Source organism: Candidatus Binatia bacterium (genome assembly GCA_023150935.1).
GTDB lineage: Bacteria > Desulfobacterota > Binatia > HRBIN30 > HRBIN30 > JAKLJW01.
Genome location: JAKLJW010000014.1, coordinates 1 through 22,753 on the forward strand (window position 1 = coordinate 1; position 22,753 = coordinate 22,753).

Annotated in this window: 21 protein-coding genes and 1 pseudogene; 15 read left to right on the forward strand and 7 right to left on the reverse strand. The window is 66.8% G+C overall.

What is annotated here, in order from left to right; genetic code table 11:
• Positions 1–168 precede the first annotated feature (168 nt).
• Positions 169–780, forward strand: coding sequence for a hypothetical protein (locus L6Q96_10170; protein ID MCK6554929.1), 612 nt, complete (start codon positions 169–171; stop codon positions 778–780).
• Between the two features lie 183 nt (positions 781–963).
• Here the strand turns inward: L6Q96_10170 and L6Q96_10175 are convergent, their stop codons facing one another.
• From L6Q96_10175 to L6Q96_10200, 6 genes are all read right to left on the reverse strand, one after another.
• Positions 964–1,236: a type II toxin-antitoxin system HicB family antitoxin gene (locus tag L6Q96_10175; GenBank protein ID MCK6554930.1), complete on the reverse strand. Its 273-nt coding sequence runs from the start codon at positions 1,234–1,236 to the stop codon at positions 964–966.
• On the reverse strand, positions 1,217–1,405 hold the full coding sequence (locus tag L6Q96_10180; protein ID MCK6554931.1) for a type II toxin-antitoxin system HicA family toxin: 189 nt from the start codon (positions 1,403–1,405) through the stop codon (positions 1,217–1,219). Before L6Q96_10180 ends, L6Q96_10175 begins: the two co-directional genes overlap by 20 nt.
• Positions 1,406–2,000: 595 nt before the next feature.
• On the reverse strand, positions 2,001–2,330 hold the full coding sequence (locus L6Q96_10185; GenBank protein ID MCK6554932.1) for a type II toxin-antitoxin system PemK/MazF family toxin: 330 nt from the start codon (positions 2,328–2,330) through the stop codon (positions 2,001–2,003).
• A 3-nt stretch (positions 2,331–2,333) separates the two neighbouring features.
• The gene (locus tag L6Q96_10190) at positions 2,334–2,537 is read right to left on the reverse strand and encodes a hypothetical protein (GenBank protein MCK6554933.1); all 204 of its coding nucleotides are present in this window, start codon (positions 2,535–2,537) and stop codon (positions 2,334–2,336) included.
• 603 nt (positions 2,538–3,140) lie between these two features.
• Positions 3,141–4,307, reverse strand: coding sequence for an ATP-binding protein (locus tag L6Q96_10195; protein ID MCK6554934.1), 1,167 nt, complete (start codon positions 4,305–4,307; stop codon positions 3,141–3,143).
• A gap of 368 nt (positions 4,308–4,675) precedes the next feature.
• Positions 4,676–4,900: a hypothetical protein gene (locus L6Q96_10200; protein MCK6554935.1), complete on the reverse strand. Its 225-nt coding sequence runs from the start codon at positions 4,898–4,900 to the stop codon at positions 4,676–4,678.
• 775 nt (positions 4,901–5,675) lie between these two features.
• Between L6Q96_10200 and L6Q96_10205 the strand changes: the two genes are divergently transcribed.
• On the forward strand, positions 5,676–6,413 hold the full coding sequence (locus L6Q96_10205; protein MCK6554936.1) for a hypothetical protein: 738 nt from the start codon (positions 5,676–5,678) through the stop codon (positions 6,411–6,413).
• A 470-nt stretch (positions 6,414–6,883) separates the two neighbouring features.
• On the opposite strand, the gene L6Q96_10210 is transcribed toward L6Q96_10205, so the two are convergent.
• Positions 6,884–7,996 (reverse strand): CHC2 zinc finger domain-containing protein, encoded by a 1,113-nt coding sequence (locus tag L6Q96_10210; protein MCK6554937.1) that lies wholly within the window; start codon positions 7,994–7,996, stop codon positions 6,884–6,886.
• A gap of 122 nt (positions 7,997–8,118) precedes the next feature.
• Here L6Q96_10210 and L6Q96_10215 point away from each other — a divergent pair, with 122 nt between their 5' ends.
• The 13 genes and pseudogenes from L6Q96_10215 to L6Q96_10275 all read left to right on the forward strand — a co-directional run bounded on the left by L6Q96_10215 (position 8,119) and on the right by L6Q96_10275 (position 22,579).
• On the forward strand, positions 8,119–8,310 hold the full coding sequence (locus L6Q96_10215) for a hypothetical protein (protein MCK6554938.1): 192 nt from the start codon (positions 8,119–8,121) through the stop codon (positions 8,308–8,310).
• Positions 8,307–8,792, forward strand: coding sequence for a DUF2924 domain-containing protein (locus L6Q96_10220; GenBank protein MCK6554939.1), 486 nt, complete (start codon positions 8,307–8,309; stop codon positions 8,790–8,792). Before L6Q96_10215 ends, L6Q96_10220 begins: the two co-directional genes overlap by 4 nt.
• Positions 8,789–10,366 carry a recombinase family protein gene (locus L6Q96_10225; GenBank protein MCK6554940.1) on the forward strand — a complete coding sequence of 526 codons (1,578 nt, stop codon included), beginning with the start codon at positions 8,789–8,791 and terminating at the stop codon, positions 10,364–10,366. The genes L6Q96_10220 and L6Q96_10225 overlap by 4 nt, the downstream gene beginning before the upstream one ends.
• 85 nt (positions 10,367–10,451) lie before the next feature.
• On the forward strand, positions 10,452–10,652 hold the full coding sequence (locus L6Q96_10230; protein ID MCK6554941.1) for a helix-turn-helix domain-containing protein: 201 nt from the start codon (positions 10,452–10,454) through the stop codon (positions 10,650–10,652).
• A complete protein-coding gene (locus L6Q96_10235; GenBank protein ID MCK6554942.1) occupies positions 10,639–12,366 on the forward strand; it encodes a type I restriction-modification system subunit M in 1,728 nt (575 codons plus the stop codon). The genes L6Q96_10230 and L6Q96_10235 overlap by 14 nt, the downstream gene beginning before the upstream one ends.
• The gene (locus L6Q96_10240; protein MCK6554943.1) at positions 12,356–13,702 is read left to right on the forward strand and encodes a restriction endonuclease subunit S; all 1,347 of its coding nucleotides are present in this window, start codon (positions 12,356–12,358) and stop codon (positions 13,700–13,702) included. Before L6Q96_10235 ends, L6Q96_10240 begins: the two co-directional genes overlap by 11 nt.
• 169 nt (positions 13,703–13,871) lie before the next feature.
• Positions 13,872–14,552: a transposase gene (locus L6Q96_10245; GenBank protein ID MCK6554944.1), complete on the forward strand. Its 681-nt coding sequence runs from the start codon at positions 13,872–13,874 to the stop codon at positions 14,550–14,552.
• Positions 14,549–14,815, forward strand: a complete 267-nt coding sequence (locus L6Q96_10250; protein ID MCK6554945.1) for a hypothetical protein — start codon at positions 14,549–14,551, stop codon at positions 14,813–14,815. The genes L6Q96_10245 and L6Q96_10250 overlap by 4 nt, the downstream gene beginning before the upstream one ends.
• Complete coding sequence (locus tag L6Q96_10255) at positions 14,812–16,278, forward strand: putative DNA binding domain-containing protein (protein MCK6554946.1); 1,467 nt, start codon at positions 14,812–14,814, stop codon at positions 16,276–16,278. The genes L6Q96_10250 and L6Q96_10255 overlap by 4 nt, the downstream gene beginning before the upstream one ends.
• Entirely contained in the window at positions 16,275–19,355 is a 3,081-nt protein-coding gene (locus tag L6Q96_10260; GenBank protein MCK6554947.1) for a type I restriction endonuclease subunit R, read from the forward strand. Before L6Q96_10255 ends, L6Q96_10260 begins: the two co-directional genes overlap by 4 nt.
• A complete protein-coding gene (locus L6Q96_10265) occupies positions 19,352–20,815 on the forward strand; it encodes a putative DNA binding domain-containing protein (GenBank protein MCK6554948.1) in 1,464 nt (487 codons plus the stop codon). Before L6Q96_10260 ends, L6Q96_10265 begins: the two co-directional genes overlap by 4 nt.
• Before the next feature lie 8 nt (positions 20,816–20,823).
• Positions 20,824–20,955: pseudogene (locus L6Q96_10270) on the forward strand (cell filamentation protein Fic).
• Between the two features lie 145 nt (positions 20,956–21,100).
• Positions 21,101–22,579 (forward strand): hypothetical protein, encoded by a 1,479-nt coding sequence (locus L6Q96_10275; GenBank protein ID MCK6554949.1) that lies wholly within the window; start codon positions 21,101–21,103, stop codon positions 22,577–22,579.
• The last annotated feature ends 174 nt before the right edge of the window (positions 22,580–22,753 follow it).

Below are 22,753 nucleotides of genomic sequence, written 5' to 3' on the forward strand. Positions count from 1 at the left end.
GGATCAAGTCACTGCACGCGACGGCGGGCACCGGGCCATTCTGCCGGATTGAGGCTGCCCCTCGTGCCCGCCGCGCGTGAGTTCCAAGCGGTGAACAACCTCCTGGGGGGGGGTCCGCCGCCGGCGGCACGTTCTCTGATCGGGACGTGGGTTCTGGGAGACCCTGCCATGACGACCCAACCCCTCGGGCTCGTGGTGTTCATCGACCAATCGCATTACCTGATGATGCAGCAGGGCTCCGACCCCCCTGATCCGAGCGGTCACGACGGCTTCGAGCAAGGGACCTACTCGTGGAATCCAGCGACCGGCGAATTCCACGCCCAGGTCCAGGTCGACAACAACGGCGAATGGGGCTTCTCGCATCCACGGGGAGCCGCAACCATCGGCGTCGCTGGGGATCAGCTCACGTACTCGGAGGTGTCAGATGTCACGGTTGTCACGACGCGGCTGGCGCCGCAGCCCGGTAACCCGCTCGTCGGAAGCTGGGTGGCGGGCCCGGATGACGGGAACCCCGGCCGCGTTGTGGTCACCGTCTTTGACAACGCCCACTACATGTTCGCTCAACAGGGTGGCGGCGGGCCCGGCGGGCATGATGGCATAGAGCGGGGGACGTACACGTGGGACCAGCCGACAGGGGCCTTCACGGCTGCTGTCGCGGTCGACACCAACGGCGAGTGGGGCTTCTCGGATCCGGTGGGGGCCTGGACTATCCACGCGACCGCGTCGGAAATAACGGTCCATGACGGCGACGGCGACCGAATTGGCGCACGCGTGCCTTAGAGATTAGGGAGATGGCGAGTGCGTAGAAACCAACCGGTGATGGTCGTCCTCGATACGTGTGCCTGGTTGTCGGTGTGCTCCGTGTGCGAGACTTCCATCTCCACGTCTGACCGGGGTCGCGAATGTGGTAAAGCGCAAGACGCGGGTGTCCACTGGCCTCCTGTGTCGCGGATCGAGCGTCCATCAGGCCGCCGCACCGACGCGCCGCGCCAGGATCCGAATCTCGATCGGCCGGCTCGGCTGCGGCAAGGGCAGGCCCTCTTCCGTCAGGTACTGGAGATGGAGGTCGATCGCCTCGCGCGCCTGGCGGATGGCGTGCTCGACTGATCTACCCGTAGTCGTACAACCGACAATGTCGGGAACGGTCACACCGAAGAATCGCGGATCCTCGGTCTCCTCGATCTCGATGCGGAATCGCAGCCCGAACGGCCCCCGATCAGCGGCGGATCGGGGCATCTTTGAGGATCTTGGCGAGCGTCCCGCGCGGGACTTCTTTCTTACCGTGGAAGTCGACCTGGATGAGCGCCGGGAAACCTGGCTTGCCATAGAATCGCTTGCTCCCGTTCTCTCGCCGCAGCTCGAACCCGTCTTTCTCGAGCAGCCGAACCAGCTCGGCGAAAGTCATTGCGGCGAGCCTACAGCGACCCATGTGGGTTGGCAACTCGCACGCGGGGGCTTGCGACGCGCACCCACGACATCTCCCCATGCTAGAGCAACGAGAACGCGTTGGACACCCACCACGTCGCACCTGCCACGTTGCGTGCCCACCAGATCGCGTCAGGGACCGCCCGACCCGCGACCGGGCAACCGGAAGTTGTCACGGCGGGCCGTCGCGAGGACCGGGCCCCTCGGGTCCACGTCCTCGCCTGGAGGACGGCGCCGAGCGGCCTGCAACCCCGCCGCCGATTGACCCCCGCGCCTATGTCGTCACGCCGACTACGTTGATCTCAAGACCCCCCGCCATGCGACGACGGTTCGCAAAGGCGCTGCATCAGACCGCCGCCGCGCCCGCTTGCCGATTGTCAACGTGCGAGCACGGTTGCTGGGCGCGTACGTGGGTGTCTCGTCAGTTCCCCGCAAGACTGGGCGCGTACGTGGGTGTCTCGTCAGTTCCCCGCAAGAAGTTCGGCTGTCACCCCTGGGACAGGTGGGTCACGAGCCGATCAGACCCGCGCCTTTCGCAACGTATGCGAATAGGCGACAGCCGATGATCACCACAGTCAGTGATCGCCACGTGGCTCGAAGCCGCACGCGACGAGGAGCGCGTTCTCCACTTCAGGCCATCGAGACTCGGACAACGTCGCCAAGACCGCGCCGAGACGCGACCGCTGCGCGATACCAACGTGGTCGAAGTTCAGAGCACAGGCCGTGGGCATACCGTCGTCGGGCGAGAGGAGCACCTCGGTTGAAAGCCCTCGGATCGTCCGTGTTGCAGGGACCGCGATGATTTCGTTCAGCGTATCGATCACTGCGTCCCGAGTGAGAATGAGCACAGGCCGCCGCTTGTCGGGCGACGCGAACGTATACCAGCGGATCTCTCCCCGGCGCATCGATCAATACTCGTCCCAGCCCTCTCCTTCCCAGGCCAGGGGGTTGTCGGCAACCGAGAACTCCTCCGCCGTTGGTGGCACTGCTTGATACGCACGTGCGTCCTCGCGGCCGCCACCGGAGGCGGCGTACAAAGCGAGCTTAGCCAGCCGCAGTTGTTCGTCGTGTGGCAGCTTGAGGAGTAATGGCCAGAGATCCTGAGCACTCAAGGGCACATCCATGCAAGCAGAATTGCATCCTTCGGGAGCCGCCGCAAACTGCCATTCTGCCCCCACGGCGTCCGGCAACGCCGGACCCGAACTCGCCTCGGCATTGGCGCAAGGTATGCCAGTCGGCGGCGCTGCCCGGATTGGACGCCGAGTCAGCACCGCCTGACATCTGGCCGCACTGAGGTGCGGCTGTGCCGTCGCCATTGGCGCGAACGCGTTGGACACCCACCACGTCGCACCCGCCACATCGCACCACGTCGCACCCGCCACATCGCGTGCCCACCAGATCGCGTCAGGGACCGCCCGCCCCGCGACCGGGCAACCGGAAGTTGTCACGGCGGGCCGTCGCGAGGACCGGGCCCCCCCGGGTCCGCGTACTCGCCTGGAGGACGGTGCCGAGCGGCCTGCAACCCCGCCGGCGATTGACCCCCGCGCCTCTGCCGTCACGCCGAATACGTGGATCTCGGGACTCCCCCATACCGCGAGGACGGTTCGCAAAGGCGCTGCATCAGACCGCCGCCGCGCCCGCTTGCCGCTTGCCAACACGCGAGCACGGTGCGGGGCGCGCATGTGGGTGTCTCGTCAGGTCTCTCGTCAGGTCCTTTACCGCGCTGCTCCGCCGATGGCGGCGATCAGGTCCTCGAGGCGGACGACCTCGACGTCGAGATCCCCGATATGGCGGGTGAGCGGCCGGGGCGTGTCGGCGACGACGACGAAGTTCGAGCCCCGCGGATAGCGGCTGCGGAAGGCGCGCAGGCCAGCGGGGTCGAGGTCGCCGGCGGACCACTTGCACTCGATGGCGGCCGGCGCCGCGCCGCGCCGTTGCCAGACGAAATCGATCTCGTGGCCGCGCTTGTCACGCCAGTACCGCAGATCCCGGGTCTGGAGACGCGCCTGGATCTCGTTCAGGACGTAGTGCTCCCAGAGCAAGCCGAGGTCCTCCCGCCGCAAACCGTGCCAGCCACGGTAGTAACACACGAATCCGGTGTCGAATCCGTAGACTTTCGGCGCCGCCACGATTTCGGTGCTCGGCCGCGAGCTGAACGGCCGGACGACGTGCGCGACGAATGTCGCTTCGAGCACCGCGAGGTAGTTGGCGATGGTGGTGTGGCTCACCCCGCACTCGCGGCCGAATACGTTGGCGGTGAAGATCCCCCCGCTGCGCGCCAGCACGAGCTCGACGAAACGCAGGAACGACTGGCGGCGTTCGAGGCGGAACAGCTCCAGAATGTCTTTGGCCCAGTACGCATCGATCCAGTCCTGGAAGTCCATCTCCGGCACGTCCGGGCTCGCGAAGAAGGATGGCAGCCCACCCTGCAGCAGCCGATGATCAAGTTGCCGGTTGCCGAAGTCCACGAGGTCGGCCGCGATCATAGGCGTCAGCCACACTTCGACCTTGCGCCCGGTCAGGGTGTCGCGGAACTTCGCCGAGCCGCCGAGGGTCGACGATCCCGTGGCCAGCACCCGGGTCTTCGGATAATGGTCGGCGGCGACCTTCAGCAACTCGGATGGGTTGGCGAGGCGGTGGATCTCGTCGAGCACGATTCGGCCCGGACCGACGCTGTCGAGGAAGGCTTCGGGATCGTCGAGTAAGCGCCGGGTTCGTGGCCGCTCGCAATCGAAGTAATCGACGTTCGAGAGCGTTTGAGCGAGCACGGTCTTGCCGGCGCGCCGCACGCCCGACAGCCACACGACCGACCGGCGTCGCCAGGCGGATTCCACCATCGCGATCCAGGCGCGGCGGCGAACCATCTGCATGCTGGCCATCATATGATGTCACCATATGAAAGTCGACTGGCATATGGTGCCGGCGAGAAAAGGACGTTGCGGCGCGCTCCCGTGGTCGCTGCGCCCATGGGAACGCCCCTGGAACATTGAACCGTGACATCGGGTATGCGGATAGAATCTTTGTCCGTAACTTCTTTGCGTATTGCAAACGAGCTGTCTCTCACGCGGCCTCTGCATACAGGCCGGGGTAGGCGACCTCCCGGAGCTTGATCGCTGCCGCCATCACCCGGCGACCGTTGCGGCAGACCCGCCAGCGACGGGAACGCGGGATACCCGATGCGCGACCACACGAAATTGAAAGCCTTCGAGCTGACCGACCGGCCGGCGGGGTGCGGTCCACTTCGAATCTCTCACCTCTGTGGCGCGGCGCCACCCTGCGAGGCGCCGCAGCCATGCGGTGTGCTGGTAATGCCGGCGACGATCTCGTCCACCGTGACAATGCCGTCAGTGCTCACGTCGGCGTTGACGCAGTCCTCCGACGCGGCTTCGCCCTGCGCGATGGCTACCGCCGTGATCACTTCCTCGACCTGCACCAGCCCATCGCCGTTGCAGTCACCCGGGCAAGGCTCAGTCACCGCGGCTTCGCTGGTGTCCGCCGCGGCAGCGGATCTCGATCCGTGGCGCCGAGGGCGGCACCCGCCAGAATCGAAAAATGCACAAGAACTCCCCCACAGTTGTCATCTGACTTCTCGTACGTCTTCCTTCTTTACCTTTGCGCGTCCTCAGCGGGGCAAGCCATTGGCGGAATCGAGATGGCCACCACGATGGCTTTGCGCCGGCCGTCATTCACACCATCCGCCTCCGCGCGCAACCCGCCGCCCCTGTCCATAACTCCGCTCCACATATCCGTCCCGAAGACGAGCCACAGGTGCGGGCGGCGATCGGCGCTCATGGGCGACTGTGGCAGCTCATCAATGATCTGCCAGCCTGCGAGCTGGCGGATTTGCGCCGGGCGGTGCGTGATCGCCGCCGGGCGCGGCGGCGGCGGGGTTGAGCGCCCTGGAGGCGGTGAACCGCACGGTGATCGAGCGTGGCGCCGCGCGCCGCCAGATAAGCGGAGTTATGGTTTGGATCTACCACCTCGACACGACGGCCGGGAAAGTGCTCTTCAGTCAGTAGTGGCGCCGGGCAGCCGACCGACTCGGTTCGCAAGTCGCGCCCGGGGCCCCGGCTGGGCGCGACTGACCCAGACGCCTCCGGCGGCGTAAGCTCGGCAAGGTGCCCTATTTCGTTGCCGGATTGCCGCGGCACCTGGGCCGGATGATCGCACAGAACGGCTTCTGCACGGTGGCACATGCGTTGCTGCCTACGACGCTATCTACACTCACGTCGAGGACAGGAGGACGCGCCATGGAAAAGCCGGGCGGAAGCGGTATGCGTGCGAGTACCGGACGGAGGGGCGGCTGTTTCGCCCCCGTCGCGGGATTGATCGGTGTATTGAGCGTGCTGGTCGCGATCGGCGGGGCGGGTAGTGCCGGGGCCGCGGAACCGGACTCGTTCGCGATCTGCAAGAAGCAGAGGTACGCACTCTGTGCCGCCGCGAACTGCCTCGTCTATAACGAAGTGGCGTACTGCAAGTGCGACGTGAAGGTCGGCGCCAGCATCAGCCTGCCCTACACCATCGACGAAGGCAACATCTGTGCCGTGAATCGGCAAGGGTACCGCAACGGTTACATGATGAGCACGTACAGCTTGCCGTCATCGGTTATCGCCGGAGGTTCGGAGGCTATCTACACCTGCCCCGGGAGCACCTCCGACGGCGCCTACGCGCAATGCGATGGCGGGTTCTGCTTCGAGAGCACGCGAGAGCAGCGATTCCCGGGCTTCGCTCGGCGGCTGACGGCGTCCGAGATCATCTGCTCCTGCCCGATCACAGTCGCAGAACCGGCGCCAACCGCCATAGGCTATCAGATCGTCGGGCCGTATCCGTGCCAGGAGGCCTTCTTCGACAACTGCAACAGCGCCCTCGCCAACATGGACACGGGCAGCAAGATCGCCGTCGGCGCGCCGACCGGAACCCCTCGCATCCTGACGGAACAACTCTATGGCAGCGTGCCGGCGCTAAATCACTGTGAGCCACGGCCCTAGCCGCGGCGACGGGCGCGCCGGTCGCGGTCGGGCCGGGAGCGGAGATCGATGTTGCGACGCACGTGGCGCCACCGGTGCGACTTGCCTTCCGCGTAGTCGCGGGCCGCACCGACCCACGACCAGTCCGGTCGGCGGGGGCGGAGCACCCACACGGTCTCGCCCCTGATCACTCGGCGCTCTGCAACCAGATTGTCTCCGGGCCCGACTCCGAGTTCCTCACAAAGTGGCGCGAACGCGTTGGACACCCACCACGTCGCACACCACGTCGCACCCGCCACATCGCGTGCCCACCAGATCGCGTCAGGGACCGCCCGACCCGCGACCGGGCAACCGGAAGTTGTCACGGCGGGCCGTCGCGAGGACCGGGCCCCCCGGGTCCGCGTACTCGCCTGGAGGACGGCGCCGAGCGGCCTGCAACCCCGCCGCCGATTGACCCCCGCGCCTATGTCGTCACGCCGACTACGTTGATCTCAAGACCCCCCGCCATGCGACGACGGTTCGCAAAGGCGCTGCATCAGACCGCCGCCGCGCCCGCTTGCCGCTTGCCAACGCGCGAGCACGGTGCGGGGCGCGCATGTGGGTGTCTCGTCAGGTCCTCTCGCGGTCTCGAGCGCGCCCCGCTCGCCCGCGCCGCTCTCCTCGCTGTCGTTGACGATGACGACGCGCTTGGCCTGCGAGGTGAGGCGGACCAGTTTCTCGTGGTCCTGCGCCCGGAACGTCGTCGTGACCGGGGACAGGCACTTGAAGCCCGCCTGCTGCGCCGCGATGGCGTCGGCGATGCCCTCGGTGATGAGCAGCACGCCGTCGGTGTTCGCGTCGTCCTCGCCGAAGAAGTAGTCGTTCGTGATGAGGGGCGAGATGTACGGGTGCTTCTCGGAGCGCACCGGCAGCTTCCGGTACTTCGCAGCGTCCCACTCGGCGTCCGTTGAGGCCGGGGGGCGCCGGCCGATGACGTAGACGACGCGACCGCCTCGCCAGTAGGGGAAGATGAGCCGGTTGGCGAAGAAGTCCGCGCGCCCACCGCTGCGGAACTGCACGAAGAGGCCCGTCAACAGGCGCTCCTCCTCCGTCGCGCCGAGCTCGCCGAGGTACTCCCACAGGCCCGGAGCGCCGAAGCCGATCTGCACGCGATCGATGGTCGCGTCGGTGTAGCCACGCTCCTCCTTGATGGCTGAGCGCCTCTCGTCGCCGAGGTGGCGGTGGTAGCAGCCGACGGCTGCGGTGAGCAGCTCCTCAAGACGGCGGCGTTCGTGGAGCCGCTCGATATCTGTGTTCGAGGTGCCAGCGACCGGCACGCCCACGTCCGCCGCGAGCTCGCGGAGCGCCAGCATGAACGGGACATCGCGGGCGTACTGCACGAACGCGAACACGTCGCCGCCACCCGATCCGCCGCCCGAGTAGTCGCGCCACTTCTGCGTGTCGGGCCAGACCACCAGCGACGGCGTCGTGTCGGGGTTCTTGAGGGAGCGACCGACGTAGTGGTTCCCGCTCTCGCGCAGCTCGACGTGCCGGCCGACGACGGCGACGAGGTCCGTCCGCGCCTTCACGTCGGCGACGAGCTGGTCGAAGGTGTTCTGGTCCACGCGGCGTTCTCCGTGACAGGCAAAGCCACGGCGCGAACGCGCGGGGGACAGGTACGCACGCAGGCGGACCGTTCGCGGTCGCTTGTCCCCCGTTCACCGGGCGCGGTGCCTTTGCATCCCGCATGGCCAGTACGGACTACGAACGCCGGCTCGACATCGCCGCCGCCGTCCTCGCGCGCGGCGTGCGCCGCGTGCTCGGCGCCGACATCCCGCACGAACACGGCGCTGTTGAACGCGAGAACGACGCCTTGCCTGTTCGCGCGACCGAAGCCGTCATGGGCGCGGCCTCGAACCAGGAGAAGACCACCCGATGAACGACACGCCCGACGACCCGCTGATCCGTGAGATCCTCGCCCTGCGCGAGCGGCCCGTCTCCGCGCTGCGCGAGCGCTACCTCGCCGTCTTCGGCGAGGAGAGCACCAGCCGCAACAAGGACTACCTCTTCAAGCGCATCGCCTACCGGATGCAGGAGCAGCGCTATGGCGGCCTGTCGCCGAGGGCCAAGGCCCGCGCCGCCGAGCTCGCGGACAAGGCACCCGTGCGTCGCCGGCCACCACGGAACGTGGTGAGCGTGAGCATCGTCGAGGCGAGCGCCCGCGACCCGCGCCTGCCGCCCGTGGGCACCGTGCTGCGTCGCGAGTTCCGCGGCGGGGTCCACGAGGTGCGCGTGCTGACCGAGGGCTTCGAGTACCGCGGCGAGCGCTTCGCGAGCCTCTCGACGCTCGCTACCAAGATCGCCGGCTCGCGCTGGAACGGCTTCTTGTTCTTCAAGGTCGGCGCGAAGGGGGCGGCATGAGATCGGCCCTCGTGAAGGAGCCGAAGGTCGTCCGCTGCGCCATCTACACGCGCAAGTCGACGACCGAGGGGCTCGACTCCGACTTCAACACGCTCGACGCGCAACGCGAGGCGGCCGAGCACTTCATCAAGAGCCAGGCCGCCCAGGGCTGGAGGGCGCTACCCACGCGCTACGACGACGGCGGCTTCACCGGCGGCAACCTCGAACGCCCCGCGCTGACGCGGCTCATGGACGACATCGAGCGCGGCGAGATCGACACGGTGGTCGTCTACAAGGTCGACCGCCTCAGCCGCTCGCTCCTCGACTTCGCGCGGCTCGTCGAGCGCTTCGAGAAGCGCCGGGTCGCCTTCGTGAGCATCACGCAGCACTTCGACACGTCGACATCGATGGGCCGGCTCGTGCTCCACATTCTGCTCTCGTTCGCGCAGTTCGAGCGGGAGCTGATCAGCGAGCGCACGCGGGACAAGATCGCCGCCGCCAAGCGTCGTGGGAAGTGGACCGGCGGCCCCCTGGTGCTCGGCTACCGCGTCGATCGCCAGCGCCGCGCGCTCGAGGTCGTGCCCGAGGAGGCCGCCATCGTGAAGCTGGTCTTCGAGCTCTACGAGCGCACCCTCTCGATGGCGCTCACGGCGCAAAGGCTCAACGCTCGCGGGCTCACGCCGCGGACGCGAGTCGCCGAGGACGGCACGACCCGCGGGCGCCCCTTCAACAAGAACGCGGTCCACCGACTGCTCCGCAACCCGCTCTACGTCGGCAAGGTCCGCCACAACGACGACCTGTTCCTCGGCGAGCACGAGCCCATCATCGACCCCGACGTCTTCGAGCGCGTGCAGCGCACCCTCGACCTGCGCGCGGCGGGAACCGGTACGCGCCGCCCGCGCCGGAGCGAGTCGCTGCTGACGGGCCTGCTCCGCTGTCTGCCCTGCGACGCGGCGATGAGCACGAGCCACGCCTACAACCACAAGAAGCAGCGCTACCGTTACTACCGCTGCCGCGCCTCGCAGGAGGGCCTGCGCTGCCCCACGGGCTTGCTCAACGCGAACGACGTCGAGGCCGCCGTCGTCGCGCAGGTGAAGGCTCTGGCGAAGAGCGGCGCGCTGCGCGACCGCATCCTCGCGACGCTGGCCGAGGGCGACGAGGGCGAGGCCGAGCTCGTCGCGACGAGGGAACGGCTCGAGGCTCGGATCACCGAGCTCGGCGCCGAGGCCAAGCGCCTGCTCGGCGCGTTCACTTCGCCTCCGGCTCCGTGGTCCTCCGTGGACTCCGTCCAGCACGCTGGACTCCGTCCACTCCGGTTCAGCAGCGTCCACGCGGGCGGGCGCCTCCTCGCCGAGCGTCTCGGAGAGCTCGAACGCGCGACCGACAAGCACCGCGCCGGTGTCGCCGACCTCGAGCGGCGGCGCCCCCGAGGTGCAGGTGGAGACCCTCTCCCTCGAGCTACCGCCGGGGGCCCAGCCGGTGAGCGAGCGCGGCCTGCGCGAGGCTGTGCTGGGAACCGCCGACTGGCAGGAGCAGCGGCGGCGGTGGGCGGGGTTGAAGCGGGAAATCAGCAGCGCGACCTGACCAGGCGTTGAGCCGACCAACGCCCTGGCATAGACTGCCGCCCCTTGGAGTCTGATGCCGCCGCTAGCCCTACGCGCCACCCAATCTGGAGCCCGGATGCCTGACGAGGTCCTGACCATCAAGGAGGTCGCCGCGCTGCTCAAGCTCGCGGAGAAGACCGTCTACGCCATGGCGCAGGCCGGCGAGATTCCGGCGTTCAAGATCCGAGGGCAGTGGCGCATCAGGCGCACTGAGCTCGACCAGTGGATCGACGCGCAGCCGCGCGGTGGGGACGGGGGACGTGATGGCGACGCGTGACACAGGCGACAAGAAGCGCGGGCGACCGCCGAAGGCTGCTGCAAGCGAGCCGACGCCCGACGCGAAGAAGGCGAGCACGAAGAACGGCTCCACGTCCGATGCCGTGGTGGGCTTCGAAGAGAAGCTCTGGCAGATGGCGGACAAGCTCCGCAACAACATGGACGCGGCCGAGTACAAGCACGTCGTCCTCGGGCTCATCTTCCTCAAGTACATCTCGGACGCGTTCGAGGAGAAGCACGCTGCGCTCACGGCCGACAAGAAGTCGGGCGCCGACCCGGAAGACCCCGACGAGTACCGTGCCGACAATATCTACTGGGTGCCGAAGGAGGCGCGCTGGACTCACCTCCAGGGCAACGCGAAGCAGGCCACGATCGGCAAGCTCATCGACGACGCGATGGTCGCCCTCGAGGCCCAGAACCCGACGCTCAAGGGCGTGCTCCAGAAAGACTACGGGCGGCCTGGGCTGGACAAGACGCGCCTCGGTGAGTTGATCGATCTCGTCGGTACCATCGGCCTCGGCGACCGGGAGAACCGGGCGCGCGATGTGCTCGGCCGCGTCTACGAGTACTTCCTCACGAAGTTCGCCGCCGCCGAGGGCAAGAACGGCGGCCAGTTCTACACGCCGCGCGGCGTGGTGCGCGTGCTGGTCGAGATGCTCGCGCCCTACAAGGGGCGCGTCTTCGACCCTGCCTGCGGCTCGGGCGGCATGTTCATCTCGAGCGAGAAGTTCGTCGAGGCGCACGGCGGTCGCGTCGGCGACATCAGCATCTACGGCCAGGAGTCGAACCACACGACCTGGCGCCTCGCGAAGCTGAACCTCGCGATCCGCGGCATCGACGCCAACATCGTGCACGGCGACACCTTCCACGCCGACGGCCACAAGGACCTCAAGGCCGACTACGTCCTCGCGAACCCGCCCTTCAACGACAGCGACTGGGGCCAGCCGCGCCTCAAGGAAGACGTGCGCTGGAAGTATGGCGTGCCGCCCGCGGGCAACGCGAACTTCGCCTGGGTGCAGCACTTCCTCCACCACCTCGCGCCCACCGGCATCGCGGGCTTCGTGCTGGCGAACGGCAGCATGTCGTCGCAGCAGTCGGGCGAGGGCGACATTCGCAAGGCCATCGTCGAGGCGGACCTCGTCGACTGCATGGTCGCGCTGCCGGGACAGCTCTTCTACTCGACGCAGATCCCCGTCTGCCTGTGGTTTCTCGCGCGGGATAAGAAGAACGGCCTCGGCGGTCGCGGCAAGAAGATGAGGAGCCGCCAGAAGGAGACTCTGTTCATCGACGCGCGCAAGCTCGGCACGCTCGTCGACCGCGTGCATCGCGAGCTCTCCGACGATGACATCGCGAAGATCGCCGACACGTACCACCGCTGGCGCGGTGATTGGCCACCGACCGACGAGGCTACGATTCGGGCGACCACAAGGGTCGCCCCTACGACATCATCTGTAGGGGCACCCCTTGTGGGTGCCCGCGCGTACGAGAACATCCCGGGGTTCTGCTATTCGGCGACGACCGAAGAGATCGCCTCGCACCAGTTCGTGCTCACGCCGGGGCGCTACGTCGGCGCCGAAGAAGTCGAGGACGACGGCGAGCCCTTCGACGAGAAGATGAAACGCCTCGTGGCGACGCTCGAAGAGCAGTTCGCCGAAGGCGCGCGGCTGGAGAAGGAGATCCGGAAGAATCTGCGGGGGCTTGGGTATGGGGGGTGAAACCATCTGGCCGACGCGTCCACTGAAGGATTGCGCCGTTTGGTACTCCGGCGGCACGCCGAACAAGGCCACCCCGCGCTACTGGGGCGGCTCGATCCCGTGGATCAGCGCGAAAAGCCTCAACGACTACTTCGTGTCGGACTCCGAGGATCGCGTCACCGAGGAGGGCGCTCGAAACGGCACACGCCTGGTCCCGAAGGACAGCATTCTCTTCATCGTTCGCGGGATGAGCCTCAAGAGCGAGTTCCGCATGGGCATCGCCACACGCCCCGTCACCTTCAACCAAGATCTGAAGGCGCTCGTCGCAGTGGACGACGTTGTGCCCGCGTACCTCGCCTACGCGATCCGGTCGAAGACGACCGAGATCCTGCAGATGGTCGGCGAGGCGGGTCACGGGACCGGCGTGCTTCCCACGGATCGCATCCAGTCACTCGAGATTCCTGTCCCCTCGCTCGAAGAGCAACACGCAGTCGCCGCTATCGTGGGCGCGCTGGACGCCAAGATCGAACTGAACCGCAAGATGAACGCGACGCTCGAGGCGATGGCGCGGGCGCTTTTCAAGTCATGGTTCGTCGACTTCGACCCCGTGCGCGCCAAAGCCGAAGGCCGCGCCCCGAGCGGCATGGACGCCGAAACCGCGAAGCTGTTTCCGAGTGAGTTCGTCGATTCGGAGCTGGGGCCGATTCCGAAGGGTTGGCGCGCAACGACCTTGGGGACCGAAGTCGAACGTTGTGGTGGCGCAGTTCAAACGGGTCCTTTCGGGAGTCAGTTGCACGCATCCGACTACGTCCCGGAGGGGGTGCCCGTCGTCATGCCGAAGGACATCGGCGGGCGCAGGGTTTCGACGGCCAGCATCGCGCGCGTTCCTGAACACGACGCGTTGCGACTGTCGCGACATCGCTTGCAGCCTGGCGATGTCGTCTATAGCCGTCGTGGCGATGTCGAGCGCCACGCCCTGATCGGCGCTCGGGAGACCGGGTGGCTCTGCGGAACCGGATGCCTTCTCGTGCGTCTCGGTCCCAATTGGCCGTCGCCGATGTTCGCGTCCTTCGCCCTTGATCGACCGGAGACGCGCGCGTGGATCTCTCAGCACGCGATCGGCGCAACGATGCCCAACCTGAACACCGGCATCCTGTCCGCGGTTCCCCTCGTGATGCCATCCGATGATGTGCTCCGCGCCTTCGCCGCCGCCGTGGATCCGCTTCAGGCGTTGGTCGTCATCCGAGACGCCGAAACCGGCCTGCTCGCGAAGACCCGCGATGAGCTTCTGCCGCGTCTTCTCTCGGGCGAGCTGCCGGTCGACGCGCGCGAGCGCGCAGTCGAGGAGGTCGCGTGAAGCTCACACGCGTCACCAAGCTTCGTCACCGCGTGTTCCGCGATTTCGCGTGGCCGAGCGAGCTCCACGCCTTAGTCGGGATGCGCCGCGACGGTTCGGACGCGCCTGCGATGTGTCGCTCTGATTCTCCGGAGCCGCGCGTGATGAATCACGCCCCTACGAGGCCGCAGTGATCGATCCGCTCGATCCCATTCGCCCCCGGAGGCGATCGATCCGATTGCGCGGATACGACTATTCCGGCGCGGGGGCGTATTTCGTGACCATCTGCGCGCAGGACCGCGCGTGTTTGTTCGGGGACGTGGTCGACGAGGTCATGCGATGGAACGATGCCGGGATGATGATCAGGGAGCACTGGACGGCGCTGCCGCGCCGATTCCCGACCGTCACGCTGGATGAATTTGTCGTGATGCCAAACCACGTTCACGGCGTAGTGATCATTCACGACGCGTCTGGTGCGGGCGGCCACGAGGGCCGCCCCTACGACGACAACCTGGACGTAGGGGCACCCCTTGTGGGTGCCCGTCATGACGATGACGCGGACGGTGCCCATGCGGGCGGCCACGAGGGCCGCCCCTACGCATCTGGCTCGCCTCTCGGACAGGTGATCGGCGCGTTCAAATCGATGACCACCGTCGCCTACGGGCTCGGCGTCCGACAGTTCGCGTGGCCGACGTTCCGTGGCCGCCTCTGGCAGCGCAACTACTACGAACACATCGTTCGCAACGAAGTGGAGATGGACCGGATCCGCCGCTACATCGCAGAGAATCCCAGCAGGTGGGCGCAAGATCGCGAGAACCCTGCCTGCGTAGGGGCACCGCTTGCGGGTGCCGAAGAGTGGGAGGTCGCGTGACGCCCTCCGAAGCGCCCAAGGGGGAGCTGGTCCTCTACCAGACTGACGACCGGCGGACGCGCGAGTGCCGCTTCGAGGGCGACACCATTTGGCTCACGCAGGCGCAACTCGCCGAGCTGTTCGAGACCAGCGTCCCCAACATCAACCTCCACCTGAAGGCCGTGTACGAGGAGGGAGAGCTCGACGAAGGGGCAACCATTACGGCGTACTTAATAGTTCGAGCCGAGGGGAAGCGCTCCGTCTCCAGGCAGGTGCTGCAATGACGAAGGCCAAGGGGAAACCTCGCGCGAGTACGGGAAAAGCGATGACCACCCGGCGCAAGAACGGCGAGACGCACCTCGTCGAGTGGAAGGAGTCGTGGCGCGACGAGTACCTGAAGTGGCTCTGCGGCTTCGCCAACGCCGACGGCGGTACGCTCATCATCGGCATGAACGACAGGGGCCAGCCCGTCGGAGCCCAGGGTGCGGAGCGCCTGCTCGTCGATCTGCCCAACAAGATTCGCGACACGCTCGGCTTGGTCGTGCCGGTGCGAAGCGTCGCCAAGAAGGGCAAGACGCTGGTCGAGATCGACGTCGACGCCTCCGTGACGCCCATCAGCTACAAGGGCGAGTACCACTTCCGCTCGGGCAGCACGAAGCAGCAACTCACCGGCAACGCGCTCTCGACGTTCCTCCTCCGCAAGTTCGGCCGCACCTGGGATGGCGCGCCGGTGCCCAACATTACAGTCAAGAACCTGAGCGCCGAGGCCTTCAAGCGCTTCAAGGGCTACGCCCGTAGCAGCGATCGACTGCCCGCGGGCGCGCTTGCGCTGAGTCGCGCGGAGCTCGTCGAGAAACTCCGCCTCACCGAGACCGGCATGCTCAAGCGCGCCGCTCTGCTCCTCTTTCACGAAGATCCCGAGCGCTGGGTCACCGGTGCCTACGTGAAGATCGGCATGTTCCGTAGCGAGAGCGACCTCGCCTATCACGATGAGGTGCACGGCGACCTGTTCACGCAGATGGACAAGACCGTTGAGCTCCTTCTGACGAAGTACATGGTGGCGTGGATCAGCTACCGCGGGCTCGGTCGCCTCGAGACGTTCCCCATTCCGCGCGAGGCGCTGCGCGAGGCGGTGCTGAATGCCTTGATCCACAAGGACTACAGCGTTGGCGCACCGATCCAGATCCGCGTGTACCGTGACGGGCTCCGAATCTCGAACGCAGGCGAGCTGCCGCCAACATGGACGGCAGAAACGCTGCTGAGAACACACGACTCACAACCCCCGAATCCCGACATCGCGAACACGTTTTTTCGCGCCGGGCTCATTGAGGCCTGGGGGCGGGGTTATGAAATGATCCGCGATGCGTGCCAGGAAGCAGGCGCGCCCGAGCCGACCGTCGCCACCGAGGGTGGTTTTCGTGTGGAGTGGAAGTGGCAAGTGCCCGACGACGCGCGAGCCGCGAAGCCGGCGGCCACGGAAGTCACCACGGAAGTCACCACGGAAGTCACCACGGAAGTCACTCGTCTGGTCGCCGTGCTCGCTGGGGAGACGACCCGGCGCGAACTTCGGACAGCACTCGGTCTGAAGAACGACGAGCACTTTCGCAAGGCGTACCTCCTTCCTGCGCTTGAAGCCGGCCTCATTGAAATGACCATCCCTGACAAGCCGAACAGCCGCCTGCAGAAGTACCGACTCACCGCTGCAGGCAAAGCCCGCCTCGCAGCGATCAGAAAAGGTGCGAAGTGACCACCTTCACCGAATCTGTCGTCGAGCAAGCAGCCCTCGCGTGGTTCGAGGCGCTCGGGTACGCAATCGTTGGCGGCCCTTCGATCGCGCCCGGTGAACCGGGTGAAGAACGGCGGACCTACGCGGACGTCGTGCTCGACGGCCGCCTGCGCGACGCGCTCGCGCGGTTGAACCCCACGGTTTCGCGCGAAGGCCTCGACGAGGCGTTCCGAAAGCTCACGCGGATCTCGTCGCCGCAGCCGGTCGACGCGAACCACGAGCTGCACTACTACCTCGTGAACGGCGTCAGCGTGGAGTACCTGCGCGCCGACGGCACCATCGGCTACGACCCGGTGCGCGTCGTCGACTTCGACGTGCTCGACAACAACGACTGGCTCGTCGTCAACCAGCTCACCGTCAGCGAGGGCGGCCACAATCGACGCCCCGACGTCGTGGTGTTCCTGAACGGCCTGCCGATCGCCGTCATCGAGCTGAAGAACGCCGCGAGCGAGAACGCGACCATCTGGAGCGCGTTCCAGCAGCTCCAGACCTACAAGCAGGGGCTTCCATCGCTCTTCGTGTTCAACGAGCTGCTCGTCGTCAGCGATGGGCTCGAAGCGCGCATCGGTACGCTCTCGTCGAACAAGGAGCGTTTCCTGCCCTGGCGCACCATCGAGGGCGAGGCGCTCGCGTCGAAGACGATGAGCCAGCTCGAGGTGCTGATCCGCGGCGTGTTCGACAAGCGGCGGCTCCTCGACCTGCTCCGCTACTTCATCGTGTTCGAGGACGACGGGGACACTGCCATCAAGAAGATGGCGGGCTACCATCAGTTCCACGCAGTGGCGCGGGCGCTGGACGCGACGATCTCGGCCTCGCGCCCGCAGGGCGACCGTCGCGTCGGCGTGGTCTGGCACACGCAGGGGTCGGGCAAGAGTCTCACGATGGCCTTCTACGCGGGGCGCGTCGTGCTGCACCCGGCGATGCAGAACCCGACGCTCATCGTGCTCACCGACCGGAACGATCTCGACGAGCAGCTCTTCGGCACGTTCGCGCGCTGCAAGGACCTACTGCGCCAGAGCCCCGAGCAAGCCAAGGATCGCGCCCACCTGCGGGAGCTGCTCAAGGTCGCCTCGGGCGGCGTGGTCTTCACGACCATCCAGAAGTTCATGCCTGAGACCCGCGGCGACACGTTTCCGCTGCTCTCCGAGCGCTCGAACATCGTCGTGGTCGCGGACGAGGCCCACCGCAGCCAATACGACTTCATCGACGGCTTCGCGCGCCACATGCGCGACGCCCTGCCGAACGCATCGTTCATCGGCTTCACCGGCACGCCCATCGACGCGGCCGACAAGAACACGCGATCGGTCTTCGGCGACTACGTCAGCGTCTACGACATCCAGCGCGCGGTCGAAGACGGCGCCACGGTCCCCATCTACTACGAAAGCCGTCTCGCGAAGCTCGAGCTGAAAGAGGAAGAGCGGCCGCACCTCGATGAGGCCTTCGACGAGCTGACCGAGGGCGAGGAGCTCGAAGGGCGTGAGAAGCTCAAGACGAAGTGGTCGGCGCTCGAGGCGCTCGTCGGGACCGACCGGCGCGTGCAGCTCATCGCGAAGGACCTCGTCGAGCACTTCGAAGCTCGCCTCGATGCCATGGACGGCAAAGCGATGCTGGTCTGCATGAGCCGGCGGATCTGCGTCGACCTCTACAAGGCGCTCACCGCGCTACGCCCCGACTGGCTCGACGAGAGCGACGACAAGGGCGCGATCAAGGTCGTGATGACCGGGTCGGCGTCCGACCCGAGCGACTGGCAACAGCACATCCGCAGCAAGCAGCGCCGCGAGGCGCTGGCCAAGCGGTTCAAGAACCCGAGCGACCCCTTCAAGCTCGTCATCGTCCGCGACATGTGGCTCACGGGCTTCGACGCCCCGTGCATGCACACGATGTACATCGACAAGCCGATGCAGGGGCACGGTCTGGTGCAGGCCATCGCGCGCGTGAACCGCGTGTTCCGGGACAAGCCGGGCGGTCTCGTCGTCGACTACCTGGGCCTCGCCGACCAGCTCAAGAAGGCCCTCCACACGTACACCGAGAGCGGCGGACAGGGCGAGACGGCGCTCGACCAGGAGGAGGCCGTGGCGCTGATGCTCGAGCGCTACGAGCAGTGCTCGGACATCTTCCACGGCTTCGACTGGAGCGCTTGGATGAGCAGCTCGCCGGCCGCCCGCCTCTCGGTGCTGCCCGCGGCGCAGGAGCACGTGCTCGCCCAGGAGAGCGGCAAGGAGCGGCTGCTCCAGGTCGTCACCGAGCTTTCGAAGGCGTTCGCGCTCGCCGTGCCGCACGACGAGGCGATCCGCATTCGCGATGACGTCGGATTCTTCCAGGCCGTCCGCACGGCCATCGCCAAGACGCAGGTCGGGGACCGGAAAGGCTCCGGCGACATCGACCACGCCATCCGGCAAATCGTCTCGAAGGCGATCGTGAGCGACCAGGTCATCGACATCTTCGCGGCGGCGGGCCTCAAGAACCCCGACATCTCGATCCTGTCCGACCAGTTCCTCGCCGACGTTCGCGGGATGAAGCACCGGAACCTTGCGGTCGAGCTGCTCAGGAAGCTCCTCAATGACGAAGTGAAGGCGCGCTCGAAGCACAACCTGGTGCAGGCACGCTCTTTCGCCGACCTCCTCGAGAAATCCGTTCGTCGCTACCAGAACCGCGCCATCGAGGCCGCGCAGGTCATCGAGGAGCTCATCGAGCTCGCGAAGGAGATGCGCGCCGCCCAGAAGCGGGGCGAGGAGCTCGGGCTCACGAGCGACGAGCTGGCCTTCTACGACGCGCTCGAGGTCAGCGACACCGCCGTCAAGGTCCTCGGCGACGAGACGCTGCGCACCATCGCGCGCGAGCTGGTCGACACGGTGAAGCACAACGTCACCATCGACTGGACCGTGAAGGAATCGGTCCGCGCCAAGCTGCGGGTCATCGTGAAGCGCATCCTGCGCAAGTACGGCTACCCGCCCGACAAGCAGGAAGCTGCGACGAACACAGTGTTGCAACAGGCTGAGCTGCTGTCGGACTTTTGGACGCTGGGAGCGCGCGGATGACCCCAGCCGCACTCGAGTCGCTCATCGCCCAAGGCGAGTCCGAGACGCTCGAGTTCAAGCGCTCGACGGCCGAGCTGAAGCGCGCCGGCGAGACGCTGTGCGCCTTCCTGAACGGCGAGGGCGGCAAGGTGCTGATCGGCGTCGCGCGTGACGGCAAGCTCGTGGGCCAGGACGTCGCCGACATCACGCTTCGCGACATCGCGGCGATGCTCGGCCGCTTCGAGCCGCCGGCCCGCGTCGAGATGAGCCGGGTGGACGTCGAGAGCGGGCGGCAGGTGATCGTGCTCGAGGCAGTTCCTTCCCGGCAGTTCGCGCCGTTCGTCTTCGAGTCGAAGCCGTACAAGCGGGTGGGCTCGACCACCACGGTGATGTCGCAGGCGGAGTACGCGCGCCTGCTCCTCGATCGCAACCACAGTCGCTATCGCTGGGAGAACCAGCCCGCCGTGGGCGTGCGCCTCGAAGACCTCGACCGCGAGGAGATCCTGCGCACGCGCGCCACCGCCATCGAGCAGCGGCGCCTCTCGGCCGGCACGAGCCTGGACGTCGGCGACATCCTCGACCGGCTCGGCCTGCGCATCGACGGGCAGGTCACGCAGGCCGCGCAGATGCTCTACGGGACGAAGTTCCTCCCCGACTACCCGCAGGCGCTGCTCAAGCTCGGGCGCTTCCGGGGCACGAAGATCACCGGCGACATCCTGGACAACAAGCAGGAGCACCTGCACGCGTTCGCGATGGTCCGCGAGGCGATCGCGTGGCTGGACCGGACGCTGCCGCTGTCCGCGCGCTTCCCGAAGGGCGCCATCAACCGCGAGGACCGGCTGCCGGTGCCCGCGGAGGCGCTGCGCGAGATCGTCATCAACGCCGTCATTCACCGCGACGTGAGCAACCCGAGCTCGTACGTCGCCATCGCCGTCTTCGACGACCGCATCGAGATCCACAGCATCGGCGACTTCCCAACCGGCATTCGCGCCGAGCTGCTCACGCAGGAGCACCGCTCGATCCCGCGTAACCCCCTCATCGCGGGCGCGTTCCACCGCACGGGCGCCATCGAGGTCTGGGGTCGAGGTACCAATCGGGTGGTCGAGGCGTGCCGCGCGTACGGCATCGCAGAACCGACCTTCACCGAGGGCTCGGGCGCCGTCACCGTGACGTTCAAGGCCGAGATCGTCGCCGGGGCGGGGGACTTGGTGCCTGGCGGGCACCAAGTAGGCACCAAGTCGGCACTAAGTCCGTACCAAGTCCAAGTGCTGGAACTTGCAGACGTTCCTCGCGCGTTGGCGGACCTGATGGTTCCCTCGGGCCGAACCGATCGGACCAAGTTCCGGGACCAAGTCGTGGCTCCGCTGCTCGAAGCCAGCCTCCTCGAGATGACCATCCCGGACAAGCCGCGGAGCTCGAAGCAGCAGTACCGCACCACCGAGGCTGGGCGCGTAGCGCTGGTCGCCGCGAGGCGAGAATGACGCGCAAAATGACGCGCAAGAAGAAGGCGACGGCCTCCCTCGTGCGCTCCTCGGCGGCCGAGTACCTGACCTTCGTGGCGGCTAGCGGCACGGGCCGCGTCGAGGCCGTCTGCGCCGACGAGGACGTGTGGCTCAGCCAGAACCGAAGCGCTCAAGGCCACGACCGCGAAGCTCTACTACCGCGGTCGGGAAATTAGCCCACGGAGGGCCGCTCCATGGACCTCGCTTCGCAACTACCTTCACGAGCGGCGGCTTGAAGCGATCAGCTCGGCGTTGCCGATCGGTATGGACGCCGAAGCGATCGAAGACCGCATTCCGAACGGGCTAATCTGGCAGACCAAACGAGTCGGAGCGACGACGCTGCGTCGACGCGCAGAGCAACTCGCATGCGCCGATCTGCGTTCACGTGACCGGGAAGACGATGCACTCCTCAACCGCCACGAGGTCGACGTTGAGCGTCAGTGGCTGCGCGCCGACGTGAAGACCGACGCCGAACTCTCGGCGCGCCTGGCGACGGTCGACGAGTTCGTGCAGCGGTGTGCCGAACTTGGTGATCGTCCGTGGCTGATGCCTGCCGCTCGCCTCTTCCTCTGCGCGCGCCCGCCGTCCTACTTCGATATCGCGCGACGCTGGTTGTATCGCGTCGAAGAGACTGGGTTTGATGACAACGTCTTTGAGCGGCTACTCGGGATCGTGAACGCCGTGCGGGGTACCGAGTACAGGGACCCCGTCGGACAGGTCATCGACCGCAGCACCGTATCCATCGACTCTTTCTGGGCCGAAGAGCCGCTCGACGATGCGCTGTCGCTGGTCGACCCGCGCATCATCCTGGGGAACCTGGTGGTCGATGATGCGGCGTGGAAGGGAGCAGCGACTCGTGTGCATGGGACGTCTTTCGGCGAACCGGTTCTCACGAAGAAGCGTCTCGAAGGACTCACCGACGTTATCGAGAAGGCGACTCGCGTGGCACGTGGGAAGGCTGCGGCGGTGCTCGTCTTGCCCGAACTGTCGGTGCCGCGTCGGTGGTTCAGGACCGTCGCGAACCACGTCGTGAAGGGTAGCCGATTGGGCTTGGTCCTTGGGCTTGAGTATCGGCACAGCGCGTCCCAGCCGTACGTGACCAACCAAGTCTTCGCTGTCCTCCCCGGGCCCCTCATGTCGGTGGCGACATGGCCGTGGACGAAGCGTCTGCCGGCGCATGCAGAGGGGAAGTTGCTCGCGAGCCTGCCGGCCCCCGTTTCATTCCGACCCGTGCCGAAGGACCCGAAGAAGCAGCTCGCGCGAACGGTGGTTCGCTCGGCGTGGGGCGACTTGTCCGTTCTCATCTGCAGCGAGCTATTCGAAGCCCGCCGCGTTGCCGATCTCCTCGGGCGGGTGAACGTCGTGCTCTGCCCGGCATGGAACACGGATACGGCGTCCTACGACCACCTCATCCAGTCCGTCGGCTTTGAGCTGCACGCGATCATCGCCATCGCGAACAACGGCCATTACTCGGACTGCCGCGCGTGGGCTCCTCGCACGCAGCGCTGGGAGCGGGACCTCTGCCGACTCATCGAGCGCGACGTGAACGACGTCGTTCACGTCGACGTTCCGCTTGCGAGCTTGGTGGCCTTCCACCGAGGCGGCAAGCAGGCGAAGGACGAGTACCGGCGTCTCCGCGAAGCGCTCGATGGGCGTGATCTCAAGGCGGCGCGTGCCGCGCTGAAGAAGCTGACGGACGAACACCCAGGAGCATGGCGGCCGCTACCGCCAGATTGGTCATGAAGCACTACTGCGAACCGACACAGGCCGCAAAAGACGCTTTCACCCGTGAGGGTGCCTTTGATGGCGGGGGGCCGTCTGCAACCACCCGTACTTCTTCGACTTCCGTAAAGGACACCATCAGCCCGACGTCCTTGATCCATGTCCTTTACGCCCTGGCCGCGCGTCGCACCTTCG